This is a genomic window from Colwellia sp. PAMC 21821, assembly GCF_002077175.1.
GTDB lineage: Bacteria > Pseudomonadota > Gammaproteobacteria > Enterobacterales > Alteromonadaceae > Cognaticolwellia.
The window spans coordinates 1,189,838-1,207,320 of sequence record NZ_CP014943.1 but is presented as its reverse complement, the minus strand read 5'-3'; the positions used below and the strand labels follow the sequence as shown (position 1 = coordinate 1,207,320).

Annotated in this window: 15 protein-coding genes and 1 pseudogene; 12 read left to right on the top strand and 4 right to left on the bottom strand. The window is 38.6% G+C overall.

Going from position 1 to position 17,483, the window contains the following annotated elements:
- The first annotated feature begins 76 nt into the window (after positions 1 to 76).
- The 9 genes from rpsP to A3Q33_RS05015 all read left to right on the top strand — a co-directional run bounded on the left by rpsP (position 77) and on the right by A3Q33_RS05015 (position 8,543).
- Positions 77 to 325: a 30S ribosomal protein S16 gene (rpsP, locus tag A3Q33_RS05055; RefSeq protein ID WP_077286254.1), complete on the top strand. Its 249-nt coding sequence runs from the start codon at positions 77 to 79 to the stop codon at positions 323 to 325.
- Between the two features lie 29 nt (positions 326 to 354).
- Positions 355 to 885 (top strand): ribosome maturation factor RimM, encoded by a 531-nt coding sequence (rimM, locus tag A3Q33_RS05050; protein WP_425429873.1) that lies wholly within the window; start codon positions 355 to 357, stop codon positions 883 to 885.
- Positions 886 to 928: 43 nt separating this feature from the next.
- Positions 929 to 1,738 (top strand): tRNA (guanosine(37)-N1)-methyltransferase TrmD, encoded by an 810-nt coding sequence (trmD, locus tag A3Q33_RS05045; RefSeq protein ID WP_081182313.1) that lies wholly within the window; start codon positions 929 to 931, stop codon positions 1,736 to 1,738.
- A gap of 12 nt (positions 1,739 to 1,750) precedes the next feature.
- Positions 1,751 to 2,104, top strand: coding sequence for a 50S ribosomal protein L19 (gene rplS, locus A3Q33_RS05040; protein WP_081179002.1), 354 nt, complete (start codon positions 1,751 to 1,753; stop codon positions 2,102 to 2,104).
- Positions 2,105 to 2,419: 315 nt separating this feature from the next.
- Positions 2,420 to 3,118: a hypothetical protein gene (locus A3Q33_RS05035; RefSeq protein WP_081179001.1), complete on the top strand. Its 699-nt coding sequence runs from the start codon at positions 2,420 to 2,422 to the stop codon at positions 3,116 to 3,118.
- A gap of 404 nt (positions 3,119 to 3,522) precedes the next feature.
- A complete protein-coding gene (gene acs / locus A3Q33_RS05030; protein WP_081179000.1) occupies positions 3,523 to 5,466 on the top strand; it encodes an acetate--CoA ligase in 1,944 nt (647 codons plus the stop codon).
- A gap of 296 nt (positions 5,467 to 5,762) precedes the next feature.
- A complete protein-coding gene (locus A3Q33_RS05025) occupies positions 5,763 to 6,872 on the top strand; it encodes a 3-deoxy-7-phosphoheptulonate synthase (protein WP_502687219.1) in 1,110 nt (369 codons plus the stop codon).
- Positions 6,873 to 6,901: 29 nt separating this feature from the next.
- Positions 6,902 to 8,044 carry a bifunctional chorismate mutase/prephenate dehydrogenase gene (gene tyrA / locus A3Q33_RS05020; protein WP_081178999.1) on the top strand — a complete coding sequence of 381 codons (1,143 nt, stop codon included), beginning with the start codon at positions 6,902 to 6,904 and terminating at the stop codon, positions 8,042 to 8,044.
- Positions 8,045 to 8,069: 25 nt separating this feature from the next.
- Positions 8,070 to 8,543, top strand: a complete 474-nt coding sequence (locus A3Q33_RS05015) for a thioredoxin family protein (RefSeq protein ID WP_081178998.1) — start codon at positions 8,070 to 8,072, stop codon at positions 8,541 to 8,543.
- A gap of 144 nt (positions 8,544 to 8,687) precedes the next feature.
- On the opposite strand, the gene A3Q33_RS05010 is transcribed toward A3Q33_RS05015, so the two are convergent.
- On the bottom strand, positions 8,688 to 9,284 hold the full coding sequence (locus tag A3Q33_RS05010; RefSeq protein WP_081178997.1) for a hypothetical protein: 597 nt from the start codon (positions 9,282 to 9,284) through the stop codon (positions 8,688 to 8,690).
- 90 nt (positions 9,285 to 9,374) lie between these two features.
- Positions 9,375 to 10,109, bottom strand: a complete 735-nt coding sequence (locus tag A3Q33_RS05005) for an AsmA family protein (protein ID WP_081178996.1) — start codon at positions 10,107 to 10,109, stop codon at positions 9,375 to 9,377.
- A 224-nt stretch (positions 10,110 to 10,333) separates the two neighbouring features.
- On the opposite strand from A3Q33_RS05005, the gene A3Q33_RS05000 reads away from it, so the two are divergent.
- The 3 genes from A3Q33_RS05000 (at position 10,334) to A3Q33_RS04990 (ending at position 15,223) form a co-directional block, all read left to right on the top strand.
- Positions 10,334 to 11,386: an efflux RND transporter periplasmic adaptor subunit gene (locus A3Q33_RS05000; RefSeq protein ID WP_081178995.1), complete on the top strand. Its 1,053-nt coding sequence runs from the start codon at positions 10,334 to 10,336 to the stop codon at positions 11,384 to 11,386.
- A gap of 3 nt (positions 11,387 to 11,389) precedes the next feature.
- Positions 11,390 to 14,494, top strand: coding sequence for an efflux RND transporter permease subunit (locus A3Q33_RS04995; RefSeq protein ID WP_081178994.1), 3,105 nt, complete (start codon positions 11,390 to 11,392; stop codon positions 14,492 to 14,494).
- A gap of 327 nt (positions 14,495 to 14,821) precedes the next feature.
- Positions 14,822 to 15,223, top strand: a complete 402-nt coding sequence (locus A3Q33_RS04990; protein ID WP_081178993.1) for a hypothetical protein — start codon at positions 14,822 to 14,824, stop codon at positions 15,221 to 15,223.
- A gap of 294 nt (positions 15,224 to 15,517) precedes the next feature.
- Here the strand turns inward: A3Q33_RS04990 and pheA are convergent.
- Together pheA and A3Q33_RS04980 are read right to left on the bottom strand one after the other, a co-directional pair.
- Positions 15,518 to 16,693: pseudogene (gene pheA, locus A3Q33_RS04985) on the bottom strand (prephenate dehydratase); the annotation flags it as partial.
- A 369-nt stretch (positions 16,694 to 17,062) separates the two neighbouring features.
- Positions 17,063 to 17,446 (bottom strand): MAPEG family protein, encoded by a 384-nt coding sequence (locus A3Q33_RS04980; protein ID WP_081178991.1) that lies wholly within the window; start codon positions 17,444 to 17,446, stop codon positions 17,063 to 17,065.
- Positions 17,447 to 17,483 lie beyond the last annotated feature (37 nt).

Genomic DNA, 17,483 nt, shown 5'->3' with positions numbered 1-17,483 from the left:
GCGAGCTTTTCTGTCGCTGAGGCGATGGAAATGTCTGGAAAATTCGTTTTAACACTTAAATTATATAGAGGACGATATGGTTACCATTCGTTTAGCTCGTGGCGGCGCAAAGAAGCGTCCATTCTATCAGGTTGTTGTTGCAGATAGCCGTAACTCTCGCGATGGTCGTTTCATCGAGAAAGTTGGTTTCTTCAACCCTACAGCGCAAGGTCAAGCGGAAAAATTACGTTTAGACCTAGACCGTGTCAACCATTGGGTTGGTCAAGGTGCAACTGTATCTGATCGTGTGGCCAAATTAGTTAAAGATGCTCAAAAAGCAGCTTAAATTAAATTGGTAGGTTTTAGGAGTTTGTTGTGGAAGTAATAGGTAAAGATGTCACTTTAGGTAAAGTAGGCGCTGTCTACGGTATCAAGGGTTGGTTGAAAATTCATTCATTCACAGATGACCAAGAAGCCATACTAGACTATTTTCCTTGGTCTTTAAAATTAGGAAATAAGATTCAATCAGTAGAAATTACCGATTGGCGCAAACATAACAATGGTCTTGTTGTTAAAGTTGCAGGAATTGATGATCGCGATATAGCCCAAAAGCTTGTTGGTTCTGAAATTTTTGTCAGCGAAGACGCGTTATCAGACTTACCTGAAGGTGAGTTTTATTGGCGTGATCTAATCGGCATGGCGGTAGTTACTGATAAAGGTTACGACCTTGGTCAGGTTTCCGACATAATGGAAACGGGCGCTAACGACGTACTGGTTGTTAAAGCTAATCTGAAAGATGGCTTTGGGAAGAAAGAAAGGTTAATCCCTTACTTAATGGACCAAGTTATACTTTCGATCAGCGCTGAAGATAAACAAATTTGTGTTGACTGGGACCCAGGTTTCTAACTTGAGTAATAGTGTATCAACAAACAAGCTTAGCAATAAGAAAATCTGGATTGGGGTGATAAGCCTTTTTCCTGAGATGTTTGACGCCATTACTGAGTATGGGGTGACAGGCCGAGCGATTCGTAATGGCTTAATTGAGTTTCACACGTGGAACCCAAGAGAGTTTACACATGATAAACATCGTACAGTGGACGACCGACCTTACGGCGGCGGACCTGGGATGCTTATGATGGTGCAACCATTACGTGATGCTATTCAAGCTGCAAGAAAAGCTGCAGATGAAGATAGCAGCCCTGATCTTATTAAAGAAAAGGGAAGAGCGAAGGTTATATATTTGTCGCCGCAAGGACGGAAATTGGACCAAGCTGGTGTACGTGAATTAGCACAACATGACCGACTGATATTTATAGCAGGACGTTATGAAGGTATAGACGAGCGACTTATTGAGTCAGAAATTGACGAAGAATGGTCGGTCGGAGATTACGTATTAAGTGGTGGGGAATTACCTGCTATGAACGTAATTGATGCCGTAGCACGCTTTGTGCCCGGAGTATTAGGACATCAACAATCGGCTGAGCAGGATTCATTTTCTGACGGTTTATTAGACTGTCCACATTACACTAGGCCAGAGGTTATGGACGTTTCGGATAACGAGGCAAAGTCTGTTCCTAAAGTGCTATTAAGTGGTAATCACGAACATATTAGGCAATGGCGCCAATATCAGTCGTTAGAAAGAACGTGGACTAGAAGACCAGAATTATTAACTAACCTAGCTCTGACAGCAGAGCAGCAAAAAATGTTAACAGCTATAAAAGCTGATAACAAAAATGCTACTGATGACTGTGAACCCTAGGAAGAAGGTATTATGAGTAATATTATTAAGCAGCTTGAAGCTGAGCAAATGAAGCAAGATGTACCAGCATACCGCCCAGGCGATACTGTTGTTGTACAAGTAAAAGTTACAGAAGGTGATAAATCACGTCTTCAAGCATTTGAAGGTGTTGTAATTGCTATTAAAAACCGCGGCATCAATTCTGCATTCACTGTTCGTAAAATCTCGAACGGTGTTGGTGTAGAGCGTGTATTCCAGACACATAGCCCAATCGTTGATTCAATTGAAATCAAACGTCGCGGTGATGTACGTCAAGCTAAGCTTTACTATCTTCGTGAGCGTTCAGGTCGTTCTGCGCGTATTAAAGAGAAATTGGGCAAAAGATAATTCCTCTTTAATTAGAGTAATATCTGCTAATTTTTTAGTAAAGAAAGATGATGCGAAAAGCCTGTTTGGGAAACCAAACAGGCTTTTTTGTGTTTTCTGATTTTTTATTAATACTCAAATTTCCGGAAATAAGAGAGACTGGTAATACCAGTAGTTAAATTAATGTTACTTATGGACTTTAATTATACGAAAAATGATTAAATATTGCATATGTAACTGAATCTGTGTAAATTTGTAACCGAAATGTTAATGGACTAAGTGTTTCTCAACGTTGAATGTTTAAAAAATAATAATAATAATTGAGGAAGAACATCCATGCGCGGCCTACTTTTTTTTAAGTGCTTATTAATTTTTTTTCTGTGGTCACCAATTTCATCCGCTACATTAATTGAACGTGATTATTTAGGTGTTTCTGGCGGTATTACTTATGATGATGAAACCAACTTTGAGTGGCTTGATTTAACCTTCACTCGTAGTTTGAACTTAGCTGAATATCAAGACTATTTATCCGTTTTAGATGCGGGTTGGATTTTTGCTAGTAGTCAATTGGTGAGTGAATTGCTGACTAATTTTGATTTCATTTTTGATAAGAGTGAAACTAATATCTATGGCTCAGTAATTGACTACAATGAGCTTTATTTACACAACAAGCCGAATAAAATTTTTATTGAGCATGTCAATCAAATGACTATATTAGGTGAGCTAGAATACCCTGAATATCATGGTATCAAAGGCTTTACGAGGGATATGCGTGGAGATTATTTTGAACAATATATGGCTTATTACAAATTAAATGGTAATACCGGCGTCGTTTCTGCGGGTGATTTTATAAGAAATCCGAGTGGGAAAATTTTTGAATCATTCTTTACCTATCGAGAAGCAGTCGCTTTTCAACCCGCTTCAACAACCCTACAAGCAACAACACTTTCTGCCATAACAGTAACCGAACCGGTAACTATTGGGCTGTTTTCTATGTTTTTGTGTCTTCTAGGTATCCGTAAATTTAAAAACTAACAAACTAGATAATATAGCTTTATTCCAACTCAAGTTATTGTTTTATCGTATTTTATCTGGTTTTTTTGTAATATCTATTATCATTACATTCTGTTTTATGTAATGAGAAAACTGCTGCCTGTATTTACTTCAGCCGTGCTGACTTATCTTATTTCTTATTTTTCTAGATTACGAAATTCGTTCCTTGATATTTTGTAACGACAAAAATGCACTTTTTAAATACCTATTGCCATATACATTGATAAAACTAATCTAAAAGATTTACGAATATTCGACTTTAGTGGTGTGTTCCAGCACTTAAACTTAGGCTATGATGTTGGTAAGTAAAACAGCATGATAGTTAGGCTCAGTCTATAATTATACGTGTGTTCAGCCATTCAATATTTAGATTTCAAGGATTAAGCATGAAAGAACTCAAAAGCAGTTATCCCGTATTAGAGCAGGCAAAAGCTCACACTTATATTAATTCAGATAAATATGACGCTATGTATAAGCAGTCGATTGAGCAACCCGATGTCTTCTGGGCTGAACAAGCAGAAGAGTTTCTTGATTGGTATAAACCTTGGGATAGTGTCTCAGATGTCGACTTGAAAACGGCTGATATTAAATGGTTTTCTGGTGGCAAATTAAATGTTAGTTATAACTGTATTGATCGTCACTTAGTCAGTAAAGCCAACGATACCGCAATTATTTGGGAAGGTGACGACCCTAGCGATGATAAAAAAATAACTTATCAAGAGTTACATGATCATGTTTGCCGTTTTGCTAATTTATTAAAAGCACGTGGCGTGAAAAAAGGTGATCGTGTTTGTATTTATATGCCGATGATCCCAGAAATTGGCTACGCTATGTTAGCCTGCGCTCGAATAGGTGCCGTACATTCAGTAGTATTTGGTGGCTTCTCTACTGAAGCGATACGTTCACGTATTATTGATGCTGACTGTAAAGTTGTGGTGACTTCAGATGAAAGTCTCCGTGGTGGCCGTGTTATACCGTTAAAGGTTAATGTTGATGCCGCTGTTGCCGATTGCCCAGGTGTTCATTCCGTTATTGTTGTACAACGTACGGGTGGCAATGTGGCTTGGAATGACAAAATAGATGTTAATTACCAAGAAGAAGTAGCCAAACTGACCGCTGCTTGTGAGCCTGAAGTAATGGATGCTGAAGATCCACTGTTTATTTTATATACCTCAGGATCGACAGGTACACCAAAAGGCGTTCTGCATACTTGTGGTGGTTATTTACTTTACGCTGCCATGACCCATAAATATGTTTTCGATTATAAAGAAGGCGAAATTTATTGGTGTACAGCTGATGCTGGTTGGATCACTGGTCATTCGTATATCTTTTATGGACCATTAGCGAACGGCGCGACAACGCTTGTTTTTGAAGGTGTTCCTACTTATCCAGATGCTGGCCGTTTTTGGCAAGTATGTGATAAGCATCAAGTTAATGTTTTTTACACCGCACCTACAGCTATACGTGCACTCATGAGTGTTGGTGATAGCTTTGTTGAAAAAGCAGACTTATCATCGTTACGCCTTTTAGGTACCGTTGGAGAACCGATAAACCCTGAGGCCTGGCATTGGTATTATGAAGTTGTTGGTAAAAATAATTGTCCTATTGTTGATACGTGGTGGCAAACTGAAACTGGCGGTATATTAATTACATCGCTGCCAGGAGCGGTTGATATGAAACCGGGTGCGGCTGGCAAACCATTTTTCGGTGTTAAGCCGGCGCTATTTGATAAAGATGGCAATACCTTAGAGGGTGAAAACCAAGGCTTATTAATGATAACAGGTAGCTGGCCGGGTCAATTACGCAGTGTTTATGGTGATCATGAACGTTTCTATCAAACATATTTAAGCCAATATCCGGGAAATTACTTTACCGGTGATGGTGCTAGAAGAGATGAAGATGGCTTTTATTGGATCACTGGCCGTGTTGATGATGTTTTAAATGTCTCGGGTCATCGATTAGGTACTGCTGAAATTGAAAGTGCCCTTGTATTGCATCCGGCTGTTGCTGAAGCTGCTGTAGTCGGTTATCCGCATGAAATTAAAGGTCAAGGTGTTTACGCTTACGTGACCCTAATGAATAATGCGACTGAGTCTGATGAGCTACTAAAAGAATTAACAGAGTTTGTTGCTAAAGAGTTAGGTCGTTTTGCTAAGCCGGATTACATTCAATATGCACCTGGCTTACCTAAAACACGTTCAGGAAAAATTATGCGTCGAATTCTGCGTAAAATTGCCGAGAATGATCTTGATACCTTAGGTGATACTTCTACATTGGCAGACCCTGCGGTTGTTGATAACTTAGTCAGTAATCGTATCGTGCATAGCTAAATTTTATGCTATTGAGCTAAAAGCGCCGAAAGGCGCTTTTTTTTATCCAACTATTATTTGAAATAGGGCTGTACGTAATTAAATTATAGTGTAATATAAACGATACGAATTAAGTAAACTTAAATTTACAGCTAGAAGGGCGTAAAAAGTGTTCAATCTGCAATGCCGATATTATTACCTCCCATACTTTATCTAGTCGCATTTATCGCGACCTAGTTATTAGCAGACAATAACTGCTAGCCAAAAATACTTTACTTAACTACTTACATTAATTGCTCTACATTCAGGAAAGAATTATGTCAAACACAACATTAACTGCGTCCGACGCAATCGAAATACCTAAAAGCAGACTCAATGACATCCACGTAAATGCCGAAGAAGTCTTAATTACCCCTAATGCTTTACGAGAAGAATTACCCCTACCAGAAGCAGGACGTGTTTTTGTTAAAAACGCTCGTAATATCATCGCTAATATTATTCACAAACAAGATCATCGCTTATTAGTTATTGCGGGTCCTTGTTCTGTTCATGATCTTGAAGCTGCAAAAGCTTATGCAAGGAAACTGAAGGTATTGCACGATAAATATCAGGATAGTTTATACATCGTTATGCGAGTTTATTTTGAAAAACCTCGCACAACCGTTGGCTGGAAAGGCCTGATTAATGACCCGCATATGGATGGTTCATTTGATGTAGAAAGTGGCCTTCGTAAAGCCCGTGAATTATTAATTTACTTAACGGAATTAGGCTTACCATTAGCAACTGAAGCTCTTGACCCTATCAGCCCGCAATACTTAGCTGAGCTATTTAGTTGGTCGGCGATTGGCGCGCGCACTACAGAGTCACAAACACATCGTGAAATGGCTAGTGGCCTATCAATGCCTATTGGCTTTAAAAATGGCACAAGTGGTGGACTTGGTGTTGCGATTAATGCCTTACAGTCAGCAGCGTCTTCGCATCGTTTTATGGGTATCAATCGTTTAGGGCAAGTGGCCTTAATTAAAACGTCTGGTAACCCAGATGGCCATGTAATATTGCGTGGCGGTAAAAAACCGAACTATGATGCGGAAAATGTTGCCTTATGTGAAGAAGAGTTAGCCAAGCAAAATCTAGAGCCAGGTATCGTAGTCGATTGCTCTCATGGTAACTCTAATAAAGACTACCGCCGTCAACCTATTGTGGCAGATAATGTTTTCGATCAAATTTGTGCAGGTAACAAGACAATTATTGGTATTATGCTAGAAAGTAATATTAACTCAGGTAATCAGAGTTCTGATTTACCATTTGATCAGCTTGAATATGGCGTTTCTGTCACTGACGCTTGTATCGATTTTGATACTACTGAGCAACTTATTTCAGCGGCTAGTGCTAAACTTGAAGCAGCTTTAAAGCAACGTATTAATTAACCGTTATTGAATAGGAATAATCGCCAGTAATGAATAACGAACTTACATTTGAGCAACAATTAGGTGAATTACGCAATGAAATTGATGATATTGATAGTCAACTCGTTGCGTTATTAGCTCGGCGACGTGCTGTAACCACGAAAGTTGGTTTATTAAAAAGTGAAGCCGGAATGCCAATTTTTGCTCCTGAACGTGAAGCTGATTTATTAAAGTTACGTCGGCAACAAGCTATAGATGTTGGGCTGTCACCAGAGTTAATCGAAGATATACTTCGTCGTTTGATGCAAGACTCCTATATCAGTCAAGATGCAAGTGGTTACCGATGTGTAAATCCTGATTGTAAAAAAGTTGTTGTTATTGGTGGTGAAGGTCAATTGGGTCGAATTTTTGTCGATTTATTTAACCGTTCTCACTATCAAGTACAATCTTTAGAGCAAGCAGATTGGCCAAATAGTACTGAAATTTTAGCCGATGCGAGTTTGGTTATTGTGGCGGTACCTATTCGATTGACAGCTATGGTGATCCAAAAATTAGGATCATTGCCTGAAGACTGTATTTTGGCAGATGTGACCAGTATTAAAGAAGCGCCGTTGTATGAAATGATGAAGGTACATGCTGGTCCCGTTGTGGGCTTACATCCAATGTTTGGGCCTGATGTTACCGGTTTAGTCAAACAAACTATTATTGCTTGTGAAGGGCGTTTACCTCAAGAATATAATTGGCTACTAGCGCAATTTCGTGTCTGGGGAGCAAAAATTCACCCTGTTGAAGCACATACTCATGATCAAGCGATGTCTATGGTACAAGTTATGAGACATTTCTCGACGATTGCCTATGGTTATCATTTAATGTCTGAAGGGGCTGATATAGCGCAGTTAGTTGAGATGAGCTCGCCAATTTATCGCTTAGAGTTAATTATGGTAGGGCGTTTATTTGCCCAGAATCCAATACTTTATACCGATATTATTTTTGCCAATCAAGATAACATTGCTATGATGAAGCGCTTTGCCTATCGGTTCTTAGAATTACTTGAAGACGTACAATTAAATGACAAAGAAGCGTTTACAAAAATGTTTACCCAAGTTGCTGATTGGTTCGGTGACTACGCCGATATTTTCATGCAGGAAAGCAAAGTAATGTTAATAAAAGCTGATCAACTAAAGAAACACTAAATAAGCAAGTCAAAAAAGGCTCACAATGAACAGGTTTTCAGCTATTTTAATAAGTATTATTCTGATTTTCGTGTCTGCTTGCGCCAATAGTCAGGCAGATAACAAAAGTATCGCTATTGGTGAAATAAGCCAACAGCAATTAATGCAGGATCATTCATCTTTCCAACAAAGTTACTTGATAGCAAAGTTGTCTGATGCTGAAATTACTGAAATCAATACTTGGCCAAGAGATTTACAAGTAGAAGTTTACTTTGGCACTTGGTGCCATGACAGTCAGCGAGAAGTCCCCAAGTTTTTAAAGATTTTGGCTGAAAATTCTACTATATCCTCTCGCTTATTTGGGCTCGACTATACTAAGTCAGAGCCAAGTGGTAGAGCAAAAATTCACGATATTAAATATACGCCGACTTTTATTGTTTATCAAAATAATAGAGAAATTGGTCGTATTATCGAGCGTCCTAAAGTGTCTTTAATTGCTGATATCTCAGCTATGTTATAGCCGACTTTACGCTAAACAAAATAATGGTTTTAATTTATGTGTGGTCAAAGTTAACCATTATTTTGTAAAGTACTTACATTGATCAAAATAATGGTTTTAAGATAATTCAGACTGATAGTGATAGTTGAACTTGTCATAAATGGGCTAAAATTTAATAGCAATACCGACCGTAATTGAACTATCTATCCATAATGAATCGGTAAAACTTGCACCACAAGTATCTTGTAGGCAAAAAATGGCGTCATCTTCGTCAATTAAAGTCGCGTAGGCGCGCAGCTCTGTCACTAAAGCCATCCGCTGTGAAAACTCGTAACGAGTACCAAAAGCAATGCTTGCCGAAGGGTATAACTCTTCACTACCTTGTTCAGCATCAAAATAAGCACCACCGAAACCTAAGCTCATCGTTGTTACATAATTTTGCTGGCGAAATAAAGCCACGCCATTAAAGTGTGCATAAGTTATATCTAAGGTATTTTTAGCTTCATTTTGGTCGGTAAAATCATGGCTAACACGGTTCAATAGTATTTGCCCAAGACCATTAACATTCTCTTGCCACGCCAATCCAACAGAAATATTACTACCTGAATCAACATTAATATCGCCATCATCACTGGCAACTAAGTCAGAGCCGTACATTTGCCCAACCATAACGCTGATTTCGTATTGCTCTGCTAGAGCCGCGTTTGAGCATAACAAAGTGCAGAGAATTGCGAGTGGTTTTAATGGATTTTTCACTTTCATTACAACGTGTCCTATGATTTGTTATTGTTATAAACCTAGCCAAATGCAATTGGTCACTTTAGCTAGGTTTTCATCGCACTAAAATTAAATTTAACCGAATAAGTCAGTTAATTTTTTCTTGGCTTTTTCTTTTAGTTTTTCTTTAGCGTCATCGGTTAATTTTTTCTTTTGTGTTGCTTTCGCTTGTTGCCAAATTTTAGATAATGCTTGTTTTACTATTTCACTACCCAGTTGACTTGCTGGCAAGCCTGCATCCCCGCCAACGTTGTTTAAGGTAATATCAGGTAACGTTGCACTATGCTCTTTATTGCCAAACGCGCTTAAATCAATTGTTAGCGCAGTACCTGCCAGAATAATTTTACTGACTTTAATTTTTGGCTCATCGCCACTTGTCTTATCGGCCGACTTGGCATCAGCTTTAGGTGCGTTACGCTCTATGGCATCTAAAATATCTTGAATATTAGAGCCGCCAGTTTGGGTAAACTGAATAAAAGCTTGTGGTGACTTGATGACGATAGCGTCGATAATAATTGGTGATGAAGTTAGACTTTCTAAATTAATATCAAGCGTCATTTCTTCTAAAGCAAAGGCGTTCGGTTGGCTATAAGTCTTAGGATTAGCTAAGTTAATCCCTAAAATACTACCAGCACCGCTTGTAAGCTTAATATCCACAGCTTTAACTGTTACCGACTGTTCAGTTACTTGAGAACCAACCGTTTCAATTTGTTTTTTAACATAGTCATTTAATGAGCCGTTGGCTAAAAACCAAAGGGCACCACCACTGAGCAATAATAGAACGACAATAATTGAGGCAATAATTTTCACGTGTTCAATCCTTAAAATGTAAAATATGAAGTAATGGCGAATACAAGCTATTCTTCATTTAGCGTAGGTATCATTAAATTATATCTTAATAATCACAAAGTTAATTATTTTTTATAATTTGCGACCAAAGCCTTAAATCCTAGGCTAAGTTGTATCGAGCGTCCTTCATAACTAAGTTATAATAATAGTACTGTAATTTTTTATAAATTTAGAGAATTTTGTTTATGTTTGCTGCTATTAGTCGTCGTTTACCTTTGTTATTGCTCGTTGGAGTATTAATTGCCTTAGTTATCTATTTGCAATGGCCTGAAAAAGCTATCAAGCAAGAACAACATCAACGAGTTGTATCAGTAAAAACGACCCAAATAGCGTTAGCTGAGTTTAAAGACTCTGTCGAAGCTGTCGGTACTTCTAGGGCCAATGAGCAAGTGTTCATTACCAGTAAGTATTCAGATTTAGTTGATGAAGTGCTATTCCAAGATGGTGAAACTGTTCAAAAAGGTGATATTTTAGTCCGCCTTAATAGTAAAGAGGAAGGAGCTAAGGTTAAAGAGCTTCAGGCAAACCTTGCTGAATCAGTAGCTCAACTCAATCGTTTTCAAGATTTGTATAAACAAAAAGCAACATCTCAGTCACTCGTTGATCAACAAGAAGCAAAAACTAAAGCCATTTCAGCACAACTTTTAAGTGCCAAAATAAAACTCGCTGAATTTACGATTAAAGCGCCATTTTCCGGCATGTTAGGTTTTCGCGAAATTAGCCTTGGTGCGTTAATAAATGTGGGAGATGTGATTACCAGTTTAGATGATCTTAGTACTATTAAAGTTGATTTTTCAATTCCAGAGCGCTACCTAACGACTGTTTCAATTGGCCAACGTATAGAGGCGACAAATACAGCTTACAAAGAAAAAGTATTTATAGGGAAAATTTCTTCGATAGATTCTCGTATCGATAGCGTTACTCGTACCTTAAAAGTAAGAGCCGAAATTCCTAATGCTGACCATAAACTACGTGCGGGTATGTTGTTAAACCTGCAAGTGGTTCGCAACGTTGAGCAAATACTGCAAGTTCCTGAAAGTGCTGTTATTCCAATTGAAGACGAACATTTTATTTTTATTGTAGAAGCAGATAAAGCCATAAAGAAAAAGTTAGAAATTGGCCGTCGTCATCGTGGTTTTGTTGAAGTTGTTGCGGGTGTTGAAATTGGTACCGAAGTAGTCATTGAAGGTGCCTTAAAATTACGCGATGGTACCGCTGTAAATGCGCAGGGAGAGTAAGTTGTGATTTTATCTGACCTTTCAGTTAAACGTCCTGTTTTTGCTACCGTCATAAATTTACTGCTGATCACTTTTGGTATTGTCGCATTCTTAACTTTACCACTTCGGGAATATCCAGATATTGATCCTCCGGTAGTGAGTATTAATACCTCGTATCCTGGCGCGGCAGCAGCAATAGTTGAAAGTAAAATAACGCAAATACTTGAAGATAGAATTAGCGGTATTGAAGGTGTTAAGTCAATTAACTCTAATAGCCGAGTTGGTCGCTCTAATATCTCCATTGAATTTGAACTTGACCGCGATATTGATGCCGCGACTAATGATGTGCGAGACCGAATTTCAAGAGCGTTGAATAATCTGCCAGAACAAGCTGAACCGCCTGAGGTTTTTAAGGCAAATGATGACGAAAGTGCCATTGTCTGGTTTGTTTTGCAAAGTGACGCTATGAGTACGTTGCAGCTGACCGACTACGCAGAACGCTATATTGTTGACCGCTTTTCAGTGGTGGATGGCGTAGCGCGTGTGCAGGTTGGAGGCGGTAGAACTTATGCCTTGAATGTACTGCTAAATCGAAAAGCAATGGCTGCTAGAGGCGTTACCGTTAATGATATTGAGCAAACGTTACGTGCTGAAAATGTTGAATTACCGGCCGGTAAAGTTGAATCAATCGATCGAGATTTTTCAATTCGGGTTGAACGAAGTTATTTAACTGAGGATGATTTTTCCACTATGGTGGTGGCACGTAATGATAGCAAGTCATTGGTCTACCTGGGTGATGTTGCCAAAATTGCTTTAACGGCAGAAAATGAAGAAAACATGTTTCGTGGTAATGGCAAAAACATGGTTGGTTTAGGCATTATTAAACAGTCAAAAGCTAATACTCTCGAAGTGGTAAAAGCGGCTAGAAAAGAGATGGAAGCTATTCGAGGCGGGCTGCCAATAGGCACAACAATTACCAATAGTTACGACTCTTCAGTTTTTATACAAGGCTCAATTGACGAAGTTTACAGTACGCTAGGTATTGCCATGTTAATGGTGGTATTGGTTATTTTCTTATTTTTGGGCAATGTTAGAGCAACACTTATTCCAGCAGTAACGGTACCCGTAGCGTTAATCGGCTCTATGATGGTGCTGTCGTGGCTTGGTTTTTCAATAAATTTGTTAACCCTACTGGCCATGGTGTTAGCTATCGGTTTAGTTGTCGATGACGCTATTGTTGTGTTGGAAAATATTTACCGTCGTATTGAACGTGGCCAAACGCCATTGCTTGCCGCCTATGAAGGCGGTCGTGAAGTTGCCTTTGCGGTGATTGCGACCACATTAGTGTTGGTTGCAGTGTTTATACCTTTGATTTTTTTATCGGGCAATATCGGGCAGTTGTTCACAGAGTTTGCTATCGCCATCGCTGCAGCAGTAATTTTCTCAAGTTTAACCGCACTCTCATTAACCCCAATGTTGTGTTCAAAAATGTTAAAGCATAAGGAGCGCAGCTCGTCTTTTGGCCAAAAGTTAGATAAAGGCTTTGCTAAGTTAGAAGCAGCTTATGGACGTTCCTTAAAAGCCAGTATTCATCAGCCATTTATGATACTCATTGTCATTATTTTATCGTTATTTGCTGTTTACGGTTTATTTAATCAGTTGCCTTCAGAATATACACCCAAAGAAGACAGAGGAAACTTCTTTGTAATGATGCGGGGTGCTGAAGGGGCAAGTTATGAAAATAACGTCAAAAATATGCAGCAAATTGAAGAGAAATTATTGGTGCATCAACAAAGTGGTGAGCTAGACCGAGTCATTGTCCGAGTGCCGGGTTTTGGTGGCGCGGGTGGTATTGCCATTGTTGGTATGCCAGCTTGGGAAGATCGTATTACCAATACTTTTGAATTTATTAATAAAATGAACGGTGAGCTATCACAGGTAACGGATGTTAGGGCTTTTGCAATGATGCGCCGAGGCTTGGGCGGTGGTGGATCTTCATCGCCGGTTGAGTTTGTATTACAAGGTAATACTTATGAAGAATTAGCAAAATGGCGTGATATTATAATTGCTAAAGCGCAAGAAAATCCAAATTTTCACGGCATTGATAGTGACTACAAAGAGACCTACCCGCAATTACTAGTGAAGATTGATCATAACCGATCATTCGACTTAGGTGTTTCTGTGGGCGATATTGGCCGCACGCTTGAGACTATGCTTGGACAACGCCGCGTGACTAACTTTGTCGAACGCGGTGAAGAGTATTATGTGGTGGTACGAGGTGAAAAAACCGACTTCTCTAACCCTAAAGACATTGATAATATTTTTGTTCGTTCCACGGTTAGTCAGAAATTAGTACCATTATCGAACCTGATCACGATTGAAGAAAGTGCTACATCATCACAACTCAATCGCTTCAATCGGCTGCGCAGTGTCACCATTAGCGCCAATTTAGCTGACGGTTATGCGCTTGGCGATGCTTTAAGTTTTCTAAATAATGCAGTTGCTGAACATTTGCCTCAAGAAGCACAAGTGGCTTACAAAGGGCAATCACAATTATTACAAGAGTCTGGTAACTCAATTGCCTTTATTTTTGTTTTAGCTTTGGTTATAACCTACTTAGTTTTGTCGGCTCAATTTGAAAGCTTTATACATCCTTTTGTTATTATGTTAACCGTGCCTTTAGCGTTAGTTGGCGCTTTAGCAGGCCTTAAGTTGATGGGGATGAGCCTCAATATTTACAGTCAAATTGGTATTGTTATGTTGATTGGTTTAGCCGCAAAAAATGGCATTTTAATTGTTGAATTTGCGAATCAATTACGTGACAAAGGTATAGCTTTTGAAGAAGCATTAATTGGTGCAGCTACACAACGTTTAAGACCTATTGTTATGACCACTTTTACGACTGTAACCAGTGCAATTCCGTTGGTATTAGCTGTAGGACCTGGCGCTGAAAGCAGAATGGTTATTGGTGTGGTAATTTTTGCTGGTGTATCACTGGCGAGTGTTTTTACTTTGTTTGTTGTGCCGGGCGCTTATTATTGGCTATGTAGAAATACGGGTTCACCTCAAATGATCAGCCAAGAAATTGAAAAGCAACAGGCTCAAGTTGCGATGAATAAAACGTTGTAGTACGAATTGCTACCAAACGTATCAGCCCATAAAACAACGATGTTTTATGGGCTTTTTTATACCTATAATATTAATTTCAATTGATTTCATGATCTGAATAATTTTAATGGATAAAGCGATTGGAATTCATTCTTTGTTCATTGTAACTATAGTTAATTAAGTGCGGTTTTGTGTGGGGTTTTTTATTATTGGTATAAGTCACCTAATAAATGTAAATACCACAATAATGCCACAATCATGGTGCGAGCAAAAAATAGACATCTTGATTAAAAAGTATACTTGAGATATAAAGAGGAAAAATAATAATAATAAATATGGAAAATATTGATGTTCAACGTTAATAAAAAACTTTGGTCTTTTAATTTTGGTTGCCTAATCGCCGGTTCATTAGTTTGGTTAGTACATATTGGTAACTTAGCCCCTGTACCAAGTATACTTCACCCCCATACAGATTTTATTCTTGATTACTACCCTGGTTCAGTTACAGCTATTTCCGCCAGTATTGTGAGTTTATTAATGCTGGCCTTTATGCGTAAGGGTTTTAAGTTATGTGCCAGTGAACATACCTTTTGGCTGTTGTTACCAACGATGTGTTTTATTACTTTAGCCTTGTTCATTGGTCAGCTTATGTTTTCATCGCTAATGTTTGCGGCAGTGCCAATTTTATTTGTTCTAACATTCAGTGCTATTGTTTTTCGCTTGAAAAATAGACACAACCTAGATATTTAAAAGAAGTTAACTGGTATCAATTATACCAATTTGATTAATTCAGTGATCTACTTTTTCATCAGGAAAAATGGATAATGACAAGGCATAAAATGTAGTCAGTAGTTATACATTTTTACTGATTAAAACAGCCTGTGATTGCGTTTTTATTTGTTACTTATTCGTAAGTTAGCGTAGTTTGAGCTTGTTATAAAATATAGCAGATGTTGTCCGAACTAACGTTCAAAGTTGCTTAGTCGTTTGTAGGTATTAAAAAGGGCAGTTTACACTGCCCTTAATGATATTAAGCATGGATTATAGTAGTGCGCTACTCGGGACATTAGTTGGGCTAATGTGTTCAATAGGGTAGCAGCCTAAAATTTTAATGAAATTTGTTTGTTCAGTGATTTGACTAATAGCTTCTTGTAACGCTAAGTGCTTCAAATTAGCTTCCACATCTACATAGAACATTTCTTCCCATGGGCGTCCTTGAATAGGGCGAGACTCAAGTTTACACATGTTAATGCCTTTGTTTTTCAAGACCAAAAGGCACTCAACTAGCGCACCAGGTTTTTGGCCTGTAGCAATTATTAACGTGGTTTTTGCAGGGATTTGCTCAGCAACGTCAATGGGTTTACGAGCCACTAAAATAAAGCGGCTGTGGTTTTCAGCTTGGTTAGCTATAGACTTTTCCAAGGCATGTAATTGATATAAATTACCGCCTTCTTCACTTCCAATTACAGCCACACTATCGTCTTGTAATTCATAGACCTTTGCCATGGCGTCGGCCGTACTTTCACAGTATTCGATACGAATATCGCTTTGTTTATCAAGAAAGTTACTACATTGTGCGAACGGTTGGCCATGAGCATAAATAGTTTTAATGTTATTAAGCTTTGTATTCACGGCCGTCAGTAAACAGTGCTCAATAGGTTGCGTAATTTCACCAACAATCGACAAGTTGGTATGTTGGAGTATGTCATAGACTTCATTAATACTGCCTGAACTGGTGTTCTCTATTGGCAACATGCCATAGTCAACCGATCCAGATTCAACTTGCTGCATAATTTCAGCAAAACTTTGGCAACCGCTTTCTATAATTTTCTCTGCACGGCGAGAAAAGTAACGATGGCTTGCTAAGTAGCTATAACTACCTTTATCTCCAAGAAATGCAACACTTACTGCTGGCTCCTGCATATTAGGATTGGCTAATGTTTGTAAGTAAGCTTGCTGATTGAGTACTGAGTCTTCAATAATAGTTTGAAAAACACTGGTCACGTAATGCGCATCTAAGCCTAGTTTTTTACCTTGCGTGATCAGGCGAATAAGTAACTCTTGTTCGCGCTGTTGGTCTCGAACTGGGCGAATTAGATGTGCTTTGCTTTTCGCAACATTTAACGTCAGGGCGCGGCGCTCAGCAAATAGTGCGAGCAATTGCTGATCGAGATGGGTAATTTTTTCACGTATTTTATTTAAATCTAATGCTTCGTTCACCGCGTTTTCCTAATAATGTTATGAGTTTAATGGCTGCAAATATGATGTTTTAGTAGCGTATTTTATTCATGGTGACTTGTTGCTATCACTAAAATTAAAAAACCTCCGTATGGAGGTTTTATTGAATGCCAAAACCTAAAGCGCGCTCAGAGAAATGAGATAAAGAAAGCGTTAAAGAAAAAATGTGGTTTTGTCATTTGCATGGCTTTACTTTAGCCACCATCACGCAAGAGTACAACTGTTTCTTTATGCCGATTTCTCTCTAAACCTATAAAAAAGGCTTATAGCGTGAATTTAGCTACAAATAACTTAACATCTTTAGCCTTTTTATCGGAGTGCAGGTCTTATTTATCACTTGTTTGGCTTAATCTAGATACACAGGTAGATAATAGCAAAAGCACTTAAAATACCCACGGCCCATATTAAGCTGCGAATAACGCCAATATTGATTAGATAAGCAATATGATAAAGCACGCGTGCGACAACGTGTGTTATAGCAAGCTGTTCGATAAAAGCGCCAGTATTTTGAGTGGCTATCGCTAACAAAACTGCAGGGGCAAATATAACCAGTGATTCGAAGGCATTTTGATGTGCGGCAAAAGCCCTGGCACCAAAGCCGGTAAGCTCTGCCTGTTGTGCACGTGGATGATTATTGTCGTAACCACCTAATTTATTCATGGCGATGGCAACTGGAATTTTGGCGAAATAAGGCAGTATAGCGGCGATAAATAAACAAATAATCAAAGTGGTCATAATCATTCCTTAGTTTGTGATAGTGTTTGGTTGATTC

Bases quoted from the DNA above. Each gene is read 5' to 3' on its own strand.
- A3Q33_RS05025 (WP_502687219.1), top strand. From the start codon at position 5,763: ATGTCAAACACAACATTAACTGCGTCCGACGCAATCGAAATACCTAAA.
- A3Q33_RS04980 (WP_081178991.1), bottom strand. From the start codon at position 17,446: ATGACCACTTTGATTATTTGTTTATTTATCGCCGCTATACTGCCTTAT.
- A3Q33_RS05035 (WP_081179001.1), top strand. From the start codon at position 2,420: ATGCGCGGCCTACTTTTTTTTAAGTGCTTATTAATTTTTTTTCTGTGG.
- A3Q33_RS05010 (WP_081178997.1), bottom strand. From the start codon at position 9,284: ATGAAAGTGAAAAATCCATTAAAACCACTCGCAATTCTCTGCACTTTG.
- A3Q33_RS05000 (WP_081178995.1), top strand. From the start codon at position 10,334: ATGTTTGCTGCTATTAGTCGTCGTTTACCTTTGTTATTGCTCGTTGGA.
- acs (WP_081179000.1), top strand. From the start codon at position 3,523: ATGAAAGAACTCAAAAGCAGTTATCCCGTATTAGAGCAGGCAAAAGCT.
- tyrA (WP_081178999.1), top strand. From the start codon at position 6,902: ATGAATAACGAACTTACATTTGAGCAACAATTAGGTGAATTACGCAAT.
- rpsP (WP_077286254.1), top strand. From the start codon at position 77: ATGGTTACCATTCGTTTAGCTCGTGGCGGCGCAAAGAAGCGTCCATTC.
- A3Q33_RS05015 (WP_081178998.1), top strand. From the start codon at position 8,070: ATGAACAGGTTTTCAGCTATTTTAATAAGTATTATTCTGATTTTCGTG.
- rplS (WP_081179002.1), top strand. From the start codon at position 1,751: ATGAGTAATATTATTAAGCAGCTTGAAGCTGAGCAAATGAAGCAAGAT.
- A3Q33_RS04990 (WP_081178993.1), top strand. From the start codon at position 14,822: ATGTTCAACGTTAATAAAAAACTTTGGTCTTTTAATTTTGGTTGCCTA.